This is a genomic window from Parafrankia soli (assembly GCF_001854695.1).
GTDB classification, from domain to species: Bacteria; Actinomycetota; Actinomycetes; order Frankiales; family Frankiaceae; genus Parafrankia; species Parafrankia soli.
The window spans coordinates 188701-201660 of sequence record NZ_MAXA01000246.1 but is presented as its reverse complement, the minus strand read 5'-3'; the positions used below and the strand labels follow the sequence as shown (position 1 = coordinate 201660).

General features: G+C 72.0%; 11 protein-coding genes and 1 tRNA gene. 6 read left to right on the top strand and 6 right to left on the bottom strand.

Going from position 1 to position 12960, the window contains the following annotated elements:
* Positions 1-193: 193 nt before the first annotated feature.
* The 3 genes from BBK14_RS27835 to BBK14_RS27825 all read right to left on the bottom strand — a co-directional run bounded on the left by BBK14_RS27835 (position 194) and on the right by BBK14_RS27825 (position 4983).
* Positions 194-1699, bottom strand: coding sequence for a hypothetical protein (locus tag BBK14_RS27835; RefSeq protein WP_241831884.1), 1506 nt, complete (start codon positions 1697-1699; stop codon positions 194-196).
* Between the two features lie 339 nt (positions 1700-2038).
* Entirely contained in the window at positions 2039-3100 is a 1062-nt protein-coding gene (locus BBK14_RS27830; RefSeq protein WP_071066165.1) for a 2-oxoacid:ferredoxin oxidoreductase subunit beta, read from the bottom strand.
* On the bottom strand, positions 3097-4983 hold the full coding sequence (locus tag BBK14_RS27825; RefSeq protein ID WP_071066164.1) for a 2-oxoacid:acceptor oxidoreductase subunit alpha: 1887 nt from the start codon (positions 4981-4983) through the stop codon (positions 3097-3099). The genes BBK14_RS27830 and BBK14_RS27825 overlap by 4 nt, the downstream gene beginning before the upstream one ends.
* Before the next feature lie 1104 nt (positions 4984-6087).
* Between BBK14_RS27825 and BBK14_RS27820 the strand changes: the two genes are divergently transcribed.
* Positions 6088-7053 (top strand): Rossmann-like and DUF2520 domain-containing protein, encoded by a 966-nt coding sequence (locus BBK14_RS27820; protein WP_241831883.1) that lies wholly within the window; start codon positions 6088-6090, stop codon positions 7051-7053.
* Between the two features lie 78 nt (positions 7054-7131).
* Positions 7132-8004, top strand: a complete 873-nt coding sequence (gene htpX / locus BBK14_RS27815) for a zinc metalloprotease HtpX (RefSeq protein WP_071066162.1) — start codon at positions 7132-7134, stop codon at positions 8002-8004.
* A gap of 598 nt (positions 8005-8602) precedes the next feature.
* Here htpX and BBK14_RS27810 read toward each other — a convergent pair.
* Complete coding sequence (locus BBK14_RS27810; RefSeq protein ID WP_020463499.1) at positions 8603-9091, bottom strand: YajQ family cyclic di-GMP-binding protein; 489 nt, start codon at positions 9089-9091, stop codon at positions 8603-8605.
* Positions 9092-9222: 131 nt separating this feature from the next.
* Here BBK14_RS27810 and BBK14_RS27805 point away from each other — a divergent pair.
* Positions 9223-9307: transfer RNA gene (locus BBK14_RS27805), tRNA-Tyr, on the top strand.
* Between the two features lie 322 nt (positions 9308-9629).
* Here BBK14_RS27805 and BBK14_RS27800 read toward each other — a convergent pair.
* The gene (locus BBK14_RS27800; RefSeq protein WP_476739410.1) at positions 9630-10520 is read right to left on the bottom strand and encodes a helix-turn-helix domain-containing protein; all 891 of its coding nucleotides are present in this window, start codon (positions 10518-10520) and stop codon (positions 9630-9632) included.
* A 132-nt stretch (positions 10521-10652) separates the two neighbouring features.
* Between BBK14_RS27800 and BBK14_RS27795 the strand changes: the two genes are divergently transcribed.
* From BBK14_RS27795 to BBK14_RS27785, 3 genes are all read left to right on the top strand, one after another.
* A complete protein-coding gene (locus tag BBK14_RS27795; protein WP_071066161.1) occupies positions 10653-11021 on the top strand; it encodes a nuclear transport factor 2 family protein in 369 nt (122 codons plus the stop codon).
* A 93-nt stretch (positions 11022-11114) separates the two neighbouring features.
* Positions 11115-11642, top strand: coding sequence for an orotate phosphoribosyltransferase (gene pyrE / locus BBK14_RS27790; RefSeq protein WP_071066160.1), 528 nt, complete (start codon positions 11115-11117; stop codon positions 11640-11642).
* Between the two features lie 37 nt (positions 11643-11679).
* Positions 11680-12114 (top strand): gamma-glutamylcyclotransferase family protein, encoded by a 435-nt coding sequence (locus tag BBK14_RS27785; protein WP_071066159.1) that lies wholly within the window; start codon positions 11680-11682, stop codon positions 12112-12114.
* A gap of 70 nt (positions 12115-12184) precedes the next feature.
* Here BBK14_RS27785 and BBK14_RS27780 read toward each other — a convergent pair whose 3' ends face one another.
* Positions 12185-12892, bottom strand: coding sequence for a DUF7144 family membrane protein (locus BBK14_RS27780; protein WP_071066158.1), 708 nt, complete (start codon positions 12890-12892; stop codon positions 12185-12187).
* Positions 12893-12960: the final 68 nt, after the last annotated feature.

Here is a 12960-nt window from a genome sequence, read left to right as displayed (position 1 = left end):
GCCAGGCCCTTCAAGTGGACCAGGACCGCCGACCAGATCATCGACGCGATCGGACACTACTGCGCGCGAATCTCCGGACCGGGACACTAGGACCGGGCTCGGCCCCGTGCCGGCCACCGCGCTGTGCGGGGTGGCCGGCACGGGGTCCCCGCAGCCGGGAGGGTCTGCCCGTGCCCTCCCGGCGGGAGCCCGACTAGGAGCCGGCGCCGGTACTCGAGGACGCCGTCGGCGCGGGCGTCGCAGAGGAGCCCGCCGGGGCGCTGGACGACGTCGACGTGCTCTGGCTCTGGGCGGGGAAGAGCAGATCCCAGATCGGGGTGACCTCGACCGGCGTCGGGTTGAACGGGAGCGAGCCCTCGCGCGACGACGCGGGCGCCGGAGTGCTCGAGCTCGACGTGGTCGGCCGGGTCGTCGTCGGAGCCGACGACGGCGAGGTGCCGTGCGTGGGCGAGGTCGTCGCTCCCGGCTGGGTGGGTGTCGTGGTGCCGGGGGCGGTGCTCCCGGGAGTGGTGGCCCCCGGCGTCGTCGTGCCCGGGTTTGTCGTGCCCGGCGTGGTGCTGCCCGGCGTGGTCGTGCCGCCGGCGGCCGGGGACGGCGTCGCCGTGGACCGCGGGGTCAGCGGGACGAACGGGATCTCGTAGCCGGACAGGCCCTGCTGCTGCGTGCCGGACCCGCTGTACGCCGGTGCGGACGGGCCGCTCGGTGAGCTCCGGTACCCGCTGTCGCTCTGGTCGGTCGTGCCGGAGCCGCCCGTCGTGGCCGGCGCCGCCGTCGGGTAGGTGGGCAGCGGGGCGCGCCCGTCGCGGGAGGCCTGGGTGTCGTCCGAGCCGAACGCGGCCGGCCGGGCGCCGGCGACCTGCACGAGCGGGGTGGCGCCCGTGGTGGGCCCGGCCGCGGTGACCGGCTGGTCGCCGCTGAGCGCGACACCGGTCACGATCGCGGAGAGGCCGGCGAGGGACGCGGTACCGGCGACCACCATGCGCGTCCGGCTCGGCCCGCGACGCGGCGCGGGTGCGCGGTGCGCGCCGCGGCCGGTGGTCGAACCGGTGGGCCGCGCCGCCGCGCGCGAAGCCGTTGTTGAGCGGGTGCCGTCGGCGCGGGCGCCGGAGCGGGGAGCCGTGTCGAGCCGCAGGGATCCGGCCGGGCGGGCCGGTTCGAACAGCGAGAACCGGGATGCGCCGGGCCCGCCCGCGGCCCCCGCCTCGTCGCCGACCCGCTGCGGGTCGAGCTCCCCGGGCTGGCGGACGCCGAGGTCGGCGGTGTCGTCGAGGCGGTCACCGGGCCGCCCACGGCCCGCGGACCGCGCTGCCCGCCGCGCGGAGCGGCCATAGGCGTCGGCCTGGCCGGGCTGAGGGTCGTCGCCGAACAGCTCGCGGCGCTGGGAGGTGCTCATCGAGATCGGGCCGGTGACGGTATCCAGCTCGCCGGGGGGCCGTGTCGCCGGGCGGGGCGGGGCGGGACGGGGCGGCAGCGAGGCCGTGGCCGCGGACGGGTTGCTGCTCCACTCGCTGGTGACCCAGCCGGATCGCGGCGCGCCGCCCGGCGGGTAGGGAGTCCGCGCGCGGGAGGTGAGCGCCTGGGCGGGCCGGGGGGTCTGGTCGTCGATCGGCTGGCCCTGGCCGGAGGCCGGGGTGCGGTTCCGGCGATCGGTCGCGGTGGAGCCCGCGCGGGAGTGCCGGCCGGCCGAGTGGCTACCCACGGTGGCCGCCAACGCCCTGCGGAACCTGGTGCCGGGCGCGGCCCGACCCCGACGGCGAGCCCCGGTGACGGACTCGGTGACCTCGCGCTGCGTTACCCCGCACTGCGCCTCCGCCTGCTTCGGTGTTGTGAGCCCCCCCGGGCCACACGGCACCCCCACCGGCGCACACGATACCGCATGCTGATCAGAAAGCGGCAAGCGCTGCGTTAGCGTCTTTAACAGGGCAATAGGTGCAGATAGCACGATGGTGGTGGGCCCTGCGGTCGCGGTCCGAAACGGCGAGGGGCCGGGGTGGCAGTCGTGCCCACCCCGGCCCCTCGCACTGAGGTCAGCCCGCCGTCAGTCGATCGTCCAGGTCTCGCCGCCGGAGATGAGGGCCATCAGGTCCCCCGTCCCCTGCCGCTCCCGGGTCTGCTCGACCTGCGCGTTGAGCGCCTCGTCGTAGGTCGGGATGTCGACGTTGCGGAACACGCCGATCGGGGTGACGCCGTGGTCATCCCCGGTCAGCCGGGACAGCGCGAACGCCTGGCTCGGGTCCGTGTTCGCCGCGTCGTGCACGAGGACGCCCTCGTCGGTCGCCGCGCAGACCTCGAGGCCGCCGGACGCCGCGCGCCGGATCCCCTTGTCCCGCTCGGCGCCGAAGACCAGCGGCTCACCGTCGATCAGCTTCAGCGTGGCGTCGTCCCGGGTGCCACGGTCCTTCAGCGCCTCGAACGCGCCGTCGTTGAAGATGTTGCAGTTCTGGAAGATCTCCACGAACGCGGTGCCCGGGTGCTCCGCCGCCGCGCGCAGCACCGACGTCAGGTGGGCCCGGTCCGAGTCGATCGACCGGGCGACGAACGTCGCCTCCGCGCCCAGCGCCAGCGACGCCGGGTTGTACGGGCGGTCGAGCGAGCCGAACGGCGTCGACTTGGTGATCTTGCCGACCTCGGACGTCGGGGAGTACTGGCCCTTGGTCAGCCCGTAGATCCGGTTGTTGAACATCAGGATCTTGATGTTCACGTTGCGGCGCATCGCGTGCAGYAGGTGGTTCCCGCCGATCGAGAGCGCGTCGCCGTCACCGGTGACCACCCAGACCGACAGGTCCGGGCGGGACGTCGCCAGGCCCGTCGCGATCGCCGGCGCCCGCCCGTGGATGGAGTGCATCCCGTAGGTCTGCAGGTAGTACGGGAAGCGTGAGGAGCACCCGATGCCCGAGATGAAGGCGATGTTCTCCCGGGCGATCCCCAGCTCGGGCAGGAAGCCCTGGACGGTGGCCAGGATGGCGTAGTCGCCGCATCCCGGGCACCACCGGACCTCCTGGTCGGAGGTGAAGTCCTTACGGGTCAGCTGGCTCGGCGTGGCGGGTACCAGGTCCAGGAGCCGGTTGGTAATCCCGCTGCCGTTCGTTGTGACGGTCACTGGTTGATCACGTCCTCCAAGACGCCCGCGAGCTCCGCGGCCTTGAACGGCAGTCCACGGACCTGGTTGTAGCCGATCGCGTCCACCAGGAACTGCGACCTGATCAGCGTGCGGAGCTGGCCGAGGTTCATCTCGGGGATCAGCACCTTGTCGTAGGAGCGCAGCACCTCGGCGGTGTTCGCCGGGAACGGGTTGAGGTGGCGCAGGTGCGCCTGGGCCACGTGCAGCCCCTTGGCCCGGACCCGCCGGCAGCCGGCGGCGATGGGGCCGAAGGTCGAACCCCAGCCGAGGACCAGCACGCTCGCCATGCCGGACGGGTCGTCGACCTCGAGCGGGGCGATGTCCCGGGCGATGCCGTCGATCTTGGCCTGGCGCAGGCGGACCATGCGGTCGTGGTTCGCCGGGTCGTAGGAGATGTTGCCCGAGCCGTCGGCCTTCTCCAGACCGCCGATGCGGTGCTCCAGACCCGGGGTGCCGGGAACCGCCCACGGGCGGGCCAGCGTCTCGGGGTCGCGCTGGTAGGGCCAGAACTCCGGACCCTTGGGCCCGTCGTGGTTCGGCTCGGTCGTGAAGGTCACCGTGAGGTCGGGCAGCTCCTCGCGGGTCGGCAGCAGCCACGGCTCGGAGCCGTTGGCCAGGTAGCCGTCCGAGAGCAGGAAGACCGGCGTCCGGTACTTCGTCGCGATCCGGGCGGCCTCGAGGGCGGCGTCGAAGCAGTCGCCGGGCGAGCGCGGCGCCACGATCGGCACGGGGGCCTCACCGTTGCGGCCGAACATCGCCTGCAGCAGGTCGGCCTGCTCGGTCTTGGTCGGCAGGCCGGTGGACGGGCCGCCGCGCTGGATGTCCACGATCAGCAGCGGCAGCTCGAGGCTGACCGCCAGGCCGATCGTCTCGCTCTTGAGCGCGACACCCGGGCCCGACGTGGTCGTCACGCCCAGCGAGCCGCCGAACGAGGCGCCGAGGGCGGCACCGACACCGGCGATCTCGTCCTCGGCCTGGAACGTCCGGATGCCGAACTGCTTGTGCTTGCTCAGCTCGTGCAGGATGTCCGAGGCCGGGGTGATCGGGTAGGTGCCGAGGAACAGCGGCAGCTTCGTCAGCTCGCCGGCCGCGATCAGCCCGTAGGACAGCGCGATGTTCCCGGTGATCCGCCGGTAGGTGCCCTGCCGCATGCGCGCCGGGGCGACCTCGTAGGTGACCGAGAACGACTCGGTGGTCTCGCCGTAGTTGAAGCCGGCCCGGAACGCGGCGATGTTGGCCGCCGCGATCTCCGGCCGCTTGGCGAACTTCTTCTTGAGGAAGCCCTCGGTGCCGCCGGTCGGCCGGTGGTACAGCCAGCTCATCAGGCCGAGCGCGAACATGTTCTTCGCCCGCTCGGCTTCCTTCTTGTTCACCGTCCCCGCGACGCCCTCGGCGGCGTTGACCGCGTTGATCGTCATGGACGTCAGCGGGACGCGGTGGACGGTGTAGTTGTCCAGAGTCCCGTCGGCCAGCGGGTCGGTCGCGTAGCCGGCCTTCTTCAGGTTGCCGCCGGTGAACGCGTCGGTGTTGACGATCAGGTCGGCGCCGGGCGGCAGATCCTTCAGGTTCGCCTTCAGCGCGGCCGGGTTCATCGCCACCAGGACGTCCGGGGCGTCGCCCGGGGTGAGAATATCGTGATCGGAGAAATGTAGCTGGAAGCCAGAAACTCCGGCCGGGGTGCCGGCTGGCGCCCGGATTTCCGCGGGAAAGTCCGGAAGCGTGGACAGATCGTTGCCGAATGCCGCTGTCTCGCTTGTGAACTGTTCTCCGGTGAGCTGCATACCGTCGCCTGAGTCGCCCGCGAAGCGCACGACGACCCGGTCGAGCCGGCGGGTCTCCCTCTCCCTGACCTGCTCAGACACCTTCAGTAACCTCCTCAGGTACCACCCCAGCGTACCGGGCGGCTCAATGCACCACGGGGATCGTGACGCCTGACCGACTCCGGGAAGGACGGTGGGACGCCGTTCGGGACCGGATTATCCCCGTCACCCACCCTGCCTGGTGGTGTGCGGCTGGTTGCGGTATGCGTTTTCTGCTAACGGACGTGAGTGCGGCTCGGCGGGCGGGACCGTCCCCGCCGTGGGGCCCTCCGAGGCCGTCCCCACCGGGGCGAACCGTCGGCTCCGGCGGGTGGGAGGAGACGGCCGGACACCGGCGGGCGGGCCGCGCGGAGAAGGCCGCCGGTTCCCCCTTCGGGCCGCGGACGTGCTGTGTCACCTGCTCGCGGGAGCCCCGACGGGTGTCCGTAGGCGGACACCCCGGCCGGTGCCGTGACCCGTGCCCGAACCCCCCAGCCGGTGGGGCACCCCCCGGGGCGCGACTGTGCGCGGCGGTCACCCGTGCCGCGCGCGGGCGACGTCCATACCGTTCGGGGCGCCTATGTACAGCGCGGGCCGTATTCAGGTGACCTCCGCCCAGAGATCGGCATGCCGGTGTTGTCGTGGAAACGAGTACACCGGCATCGTGGTGGTATCGCGGCGATCACCCCCGCCGTGCGGCCGACGTCCACACATGAGTGTGTTCCCGGCCCCGTCGGATGGGGATGGCACCCCGATGTGAACACTATCGATTAGGTGGACCAGCGGTGCGCGGGGCGTCCCGCGATTTCGTATGGCGCGATAGGCACCGCGCCTGGACGACCTCCCGATGACACCGACCGGGCACGGATCGACGCGGACGTCTCTCAGCATCACTGATCGGTCACCGGGAGATGAACGGTGTGTTCCGGCGGAGTTCCGGATGTGTGGCCGTGGCCGTTCATTGCGCGGCCGGGTGGTCCGGTCGTGAGCTCCGGCGGAGTCGATGGCCCCCGGTGAACCCGGCCATGGCCGGGTATCCGTCGCCTGTGCGCACCTCGGACGATTGGATCGGTGCATGAGGTCACTCCGGTGGGGCACGAGCGGCGGAGACGGGGGAGCCGACCGCGGCGGGCCGCTCCGGGAGTGCGAGCGCGGGAGGACGGCCATGTGGCGGGAATAACGGCGGGCATGGCTGCGGGCCCGGGCCTCACCGTGGCCGTCATCGGCGTCGGCCGCGCCGGCTCGGCGCTCGGCGCCGCGCTCGCCGCCGCCGGCCACGAGGTTCGCGCCTACTACGTGCGCTCGCCCGCCGGCCGGGAACGGGCCGCCGCGCGCTTCCCGGCGGCCACGGCGTGCGCCACGCCCGAGCAGGCCGCGGCCGCCGCAGAGGTGATCCTGCTCGGCGTGCCCGACGACCTGATCGAGACCGTCGCCGCACAGGCCGCCCCCGGCCTGGCCCGCACCGGTCCGGCGCGGTCCGGCCCGGCCGGCACCGACGCGGCCCGCTCACCGTCCCCGCTCGTCGCGCACCTGAGCGGACGGCACGGGATCGCCCCGCTCGCGCCGGCCCGCGCCGCCGGGGCGCACCCGGCCGCCATCCACCCGATCATGACGCTCACCGGGACGCCTGCCGACGTCGACCGCCTCGCCGGTGCCACCTTCGGCGTGACGACGGCCCCCGGTGACGAGCCGGCGGCCGCGCTCGTGCGCCGCCTGGTCGCCGACGTGGGCGGGCGCGTGGCGGTCGTCGCCGAGGAGCAGCGGGCGCTCTACCACGCCTCCCTGGTCCTGGGCGGCAACTTCCTGGCGACCCTCGTGACGGCCGCCGGACGGCTGATCGCCGAGGCGGGCGTTCCCGACCCGGCCGGCGCGCTCGGCCCGCTGCTGCGCGCGTCGCTGGAGAACGCGCTGGACGCCGGCGAGGCCGCGATGACCGGCCCGGTCCGGCGCGGGGACGTCGGCACCGTCACAGCGCAGTTGGACAGGCTGGAACGGCGCGACCGCCACCTCGCCGACGCCTACGCCGCGCTCGCCGTCCTCACCGCGGACCGGCTCGAGCAGGCCGGCCTGCTCGAGCCGGTCGCCGCCGCCGCCGTGCGCGCCGGTGCGACGGACGGCCGCGGGTGGGCGTGACCGCTACCGGGAACAGGGAGCGTCGGCTCCTTCGTTGAAGCGAGTGCGACAGGTCGACAGGACGGATACGCGACAGCCATGCTTCATCGCAGTCTCAACGGGCTGAAGACGGCGCTTCTCCTCGGCGTTCTCTCGGCCGCGATCGTGTGGATCGGGTCGCTCTTCGGCACGAGCGGCCTCGTCATCGCCGTCGTTCTCGCGCTCGCGATGAACGGATTCTCCTACTTCTACTCGGATCGGATCGCCCTGCGAGCGATGCGGGCGTATCCGGTGAGCCAGGTTCAGCAGCCCCGGCTCTACGCGATCGTCCAGGAGCTCGCCACCCGGGCGCGGATGCCGATGCCCAAGCTGTACCTGAGCCCCACATCGTCACCGAACGCCTTCGCGACCGGGCGAAACCCCCGTAACGCGGCCGTGTGCTGCACCGAGGGAATCATGGAGATCATGGATGACCGTGAGCTCCGTGGTGTCCTCGGTCATGAGCTGAGCCATGTCTACAACCGCGACATCCTCATCGCCTCGGTTGCGGGCGCGCTCGCGGGCATCATCGTTTATCTGGCAAACATGCTGCAGTGGTTTGCCATTTTCGGCGGCGGTCGCGACGAGGACGGCCCCGGGGTACTGGAGATGCTGGCCCTCATCGTCGTCGGCCCGATCGCCGCCACGATCATCCAGCTGGCGATCAGCCGGGCCCGCGAGTACCAGGCGGACGAATCCGGGTCGACCCTCACCGGCGACCCGCTCGGCCTGGCCAGCGCCCTGCGCAAGTTGGAGGCCGGCACGGCCGCCAGGCCGCTGCCAGCCAACTCGCGGCTGGGCCCGGCCGCCGCGCTGATGATCGCGAACCCGTTCCGTGGCGGCGGCATCGGCCGGTTCTTCTCGACCCACCCGCCGATCGCCGAGCGGATCGCCCGGTTGGAGCAGCGCGCCAGGATGAACCCGTATCGGTAACCCCACCCAATCCGCCTACTCCGTCCACCCTCAACCCCACCGCCACGGTTCCGCCCGGAGGAATCGGCTCCCGGTCGCTTTGCCGGCCGGGAGCGGTGCGCCGGATCGCCTGATTCAGGCCGTGACGTCGGCATTCCCTTCATGACACCGACCGGATGGGCGCGGCTCCTCGGCGGCGGCCGATGTGGCTTGGCATGGAAGGAACATGCCGGGAACGCGGAGTTCACCACCGCGTCACGACGAGACCCGGGGAAGGCACGCTGAAGCGCTGGATAGCGAGTAGTCTCAAAGCTCCCAGACAGCGGCGGAGCGTACCCCCCAGGTTCCGCCGCACGCACCCCGCCCGAAACCCCCCATCGGGCGGGGTGCACCTATTTCGGACATCTACCGCCGGATGTTCCTAACGCTTTCTGCCGTGCGGCGGCGATCGTGCTTCTTCCCGTGCATACGCCCCGTGAATTGCGGTCCGTCCCGCGGCCCTGCCCGCACCGCCATGGCGCCACGGCGCTGGGGGCTGCGGGGCCGCGGCGCGCTGTGTCCGGGCGGCGTCAGTCCGGGCTGGTCGCCGTCGCCCGCCGGTGTCGGCGGGCGACGGCGATCACCGGTAGTTGACGAACTGCAGCGGTACGTCGAAGTCCTCGGCCTTGAGAAGCTGGATGACCCGCTGCAGGTCGTCCCGCTTCTTGCCGGTGACCCGGAGCTGGTCGCCCTGGATCTGCGCCTGCACGCCCTTCGGGCCGTCCGCGCGGATCTTCTTGGCGATGGCCTTGGCCTTCTCGTCCGCGATGCCCTGCTGGACGGTCACCGTCAGCTTGTACTCCTTGCCCGACTGCCGCGGCTCGCCGTGCTCGAGCGACTTCAGCGAGATGCCGCGCTTCACGAACTTCTCCTGCAGAACGTCCAGGACGGCCTTCACCCGATCCTCGCTGTTGGCCTGCAGGAGGATCGACTCGCCGGACAGCGCCGCGGAGGCCCCGGTGTCCCGGAAGTCGAAGCGGGTCTTGATCTCTTTCGCCGTCTGGTTGACCGCGTTGTCGATCTCCTGGGTGTCGACCTTGCTGACGATGTCGAAGGACGGATCTGCCACGGGCACGGACCTCCTGGTCAAGTCGTACGGGGCGAGCGCCGGCCCCGTGACGCGGGCCGGGCGCGGGCCGGAGTGTCGGGGGGACCCTCCCCGTCAGTCCACTCGGTGCGACCGGTATGCTTGTTGAACACGGCAGGTTGCCCGAGCGGCCAAAGGGAGCGGTCTGTAAAACCGTCGGCTCAGCCTACGATGGTTCGAATCCATCACCTGCCACCACCCCGGGTTACCCGGGGAACATKCTGCGACACAGGCCCTGGAGCACACTCCGGGGCCTGTTCCATGTTCCCGGTTGTTCCCCACCGAGCATGGCTACTGTCGGGGTCCGAGCTCAGGGCACGCCGACACGCCCTACGACGGTCGAGCGGCGTGCGTAAGGCGGCGTGCAGCCCGACCTGGGCCACGGCTGCCTGGCTCGAGACTCCGTGGGTCTGTGCGGTCAGGGCCGACCGGCCGGTCTGGGCTGGGAGACATGCACCAAACGGACGTCACCAGTGCTCACGGCGGACCGCCCGGGGCCGCCCCGGCCTGCAGGGACCGATCAGGTGCGTGCGGATCCGTAGAGAAGACTGGCGGTGGGGGCGTCCGCTGGGAAGAAGGTCTCGACCGCGAGCTCCGAGACGGTCACGTCGGTGGGCGTGCCGAAAACGGTGGTGGTGGTGAAGAGCGAGAGCTCGCCCCGGGGCGACCGGTAGCGCACCGGGGTGACTATGCCGTTCGCCGTCCAGGGTTCGGCCGGGCGTCCCGCACGGCCACGCTCGCCGCCGTCGGCAGCCCCATCTGCGACGCGGTCGGGCACGGGGTACGCGCTGAGCTCGGTGTGGAGGTCCCGGAGGACCTGGTCACCGGTCGCGTCGGCCTGCCGGGCCAGCCGGTCGAGCAGGTGTGCCCTCCACTCCGGAAGGTTCAGGATGCGCGGGGCCATGCCTTCGGGGTGCAGGCTGAGCCGGAGCACGTTGACGGGGGGCTCCAGCAGCCGTGCGGCCGCGCCCGCGGTGAACAGGTCGATCGCGTCGTTCGCGGCGACGAGCTGCCAGTGCCGGTCGATGACCGCCGCGGGCAGCGGCCCGAGGCCGGTGAGCACCCGGTCGATCGCCGCGCTCACCGCGGACATCGGCGGCGAGGCGAGATCGCTCTCGGAGTAGGCCGGTGCGTAGCCTCCGGCCAGCAGCAGCTGGTTGCGTTCCCGGAGCGGGACGTCGAGATGCCCGGACAGCGAGATGATCATCTCGCTTGTCGGTCGGGACCGCCCGTTCTCCACGAAACTGATGTGGCGCGTCGAGACGTTCGCGCGTTCAGCGAGGTCCAGCTGGGTGAGCCTGCGCCGCTCCCGCCAGCCGCGCAGCAACGCTCCCACCGGCCGACCGGGCTCGCGGGCGAGGCTCATGGCACGACCGTAGGCGCCGCCGCCGTCGTCGGGCCATGACTTCACAGGTAATCGACGGGCCGCACCTCGGGCCGGCAGCATCGGTCCCACCGCCGAAGCGGCCGGGCAGGTCCGCCGCCCGGCAGCCAGATCCGCCGGTGAATCCGACAATGATGAATCCGAGAGTGAGGACACACCGTGGACGACCTCGCGACCCTGGCCCTGAACTACATCGCCGCGTGGAACGAGACCGACCCCGCTCTACGGAGGGCTGCCGTGGCGAAGGCCCTGGCCCCCGGGGCCCGCTATGTCGACCCGATCGCCACGGCCGAGGGCCACGACGCCATCGACACGATGATCGGAGCGGTGCAGGGACAGTTCCCCGGCCTGACGATGACCATGCTGGGGCAGGTCGACGCCCACCACGCCCAGGCACGCTTCACCTGGGGCCTCGGCCAGCCCGGTGCCGAACCCCTCGTCGTCGGGTTCGACGTGATCGAACGCGGCGCCGACGGCCGCATCACCCAGGTGCTCGGCTTCCTCGACAAGGTGCCCGCCGGGGCCTGATCCGTTCCCGCCGGCCCCGACCCGGCCGCACCGCCTCCGCCGTCCGGCCGAAGCCTGCTGGCGGCGCGGTGGCGGGCCGTAGAGTCGGCAGACGTGGCCGACATCGAAGCGCTGGCCGCCCGGGTGCGGGCGGCGTCCCACCTGACCGGGACCTTCCTCCTCCGGTCGGGCCGTACGAGCACCGAGTACTTCGACAAGTATCTGTTCGAGGCCGAGCCGGCGCTGCTCGCCGACATTGTCGAGGCGATGGCGGTGCATCTCCCGCCGAACACAGATCTCCTCGCCGGCCTGGAGCTGGGCGGCGTTCCGCTGGCCACGCTGCTGTCGGCCCGTACCGGCCTGCCGGCCAGGTTCGTCCGCAAGAAGGCGAAGGAGTATGGAACCCGGCGCATCGCCGAGGGCGGCGAGGTCGAGGGTCGGCGGATCGTCCTGGTCGAGGACGTGGTGACCAGCGGCGGGGCCGTGCTCGACGCCACCCGGGTGCTGCGCGAGCAGGGCGCGGTCGTCGAGGACGTCCTGTGCGTCATCGATCGCCAGGAGGGTGGCCGGGAGCGGCTCGCGGAGATCGGCCTGACGCTGCTCCCCACCCTCACCCGCGCCGACCTCGACGCGGCTCGTTAGCACCCGGACAGCCTGACGTCGGACACGCGGGACCGGGATGACTTCGGACGTGGCCGGAGCGTTGTTCGTCTACGGGACGCTGCGCTTCGACATGGTCGTCGATGCGCTGCTCGGCCGGGTGCCGACCATCACTCCGGCGGCCGTCGGCGGCTGGCGGGCGGCGGCGCTGCCGGGGCGGAGCTACCCGGGCCTGGTCCCCGCACGCCCCGGCGACGTGTGCTCGGGCAGGTGCCTGAGCGGTCTGACCAGGATCGAACGCGAGCTGCTCGACCTCTTCGAGGGCGATCCGTACGAGGCGCGCGAGCTCACCCTGGTCGGCGGTGGTTCGGCGGTCGCCTATCTCTGGCGTGACGTGACCGACGTGCGGACGTCCGACTGGGACCCGGACCGCTTCGCGGCCGAGCACCTGGCCGGATTCGTCCGCCGCTGCCGGCTGTGGCGTGATCAGGTCGTGCCGGGAACGCCGCGGTGACAGATGCGTGGTCAGGTCGTGCCGAGGCCGCCGCGGTGACAGGTCCGCGGCGGCCTCGGCAGTCATACCGTCACCGGATGCCGGCGCCCGAACCCCCGGGGCCGTCCTTCCGGCTCGGGTCCCGGTAGCCGGGGTCGCCCGGCCTGAGGCCCGGCCCGCCCGACCGCTGACCGGGGTCGGGCGGGCCCGCCGGGTAGCCCTCGCCGCGGCCGGTCTGGCCCGGCTGGGAGGCGTAACCCTGGTCGGAGGTGTAGCCCTGGTCGCGGTCGTAGCCGCCGCCCGCTCCGGCGCGCACCCCGCTGCGAGCCGTCGTGGGCGCGCCGCGGGTCATCCCGGGACGGTCACTCGGGTAGGGCTCGGCGGCGCCGCCACGGCCGCGCGTCTGGTAGGTGGCCAGCGCGTAGATGACGAGGACGTCGATGGCGATGATGATCACCGACCAGATGGGGAAGGCGGCCATGAACGCGAGCTGGCCGATCGCGTTGAGTGCGGCGATGACGATGCCCACCCAGCGGGACAGCTCGTTGCCGGCCGCGATGCCGAACGCGATCCCCATCTGGACGATGCCGACGACGATCCACAGCCAGCCCCAGAAGGTGGTGTTGGCGTAGATCACCCCGGTGCCCGTCGAGGTGGAGTAGAGGTTGTCCACGATCACGATGTAGTCGCGTAGTGACGCGATGCCGTAGATGAGGTTGTGGAAACCGACGATGAACATGATGACGGCCGCGAAGATCAGCCAGCCGTCCGTGTTGCGTACCTGCCGCAGATCTGCCATCTGGTCCTCCCGGCTGCACGACGGCGCAGCATGTGACCCAAGTGGCCACAGTCCGCCGCACTCGGCGT

Coding starts and splice junctions, on each gene's coding strand:
- BBK14_RS27780 (WP_071066158.1), bottom strand. CDS start 12,892: ATGGCAGATCTGCGGCAGGTACGCAACACGGACGGCTGGCTGATCTTC.
- BBK14_RS27785 (WP_071066159.1), top strand. CDS start 11,680: ATGACTTCGGACGTGGCCGGAGCGTTGTTCGTCTACGGGACGCTGCGC.
- htpX (WP_071066162.1), top strand. CDS start 7,132: ATGCTTCATCGCAGTCTCAACGGGCTGAAGACGGCGCTTCTCCTCGGC.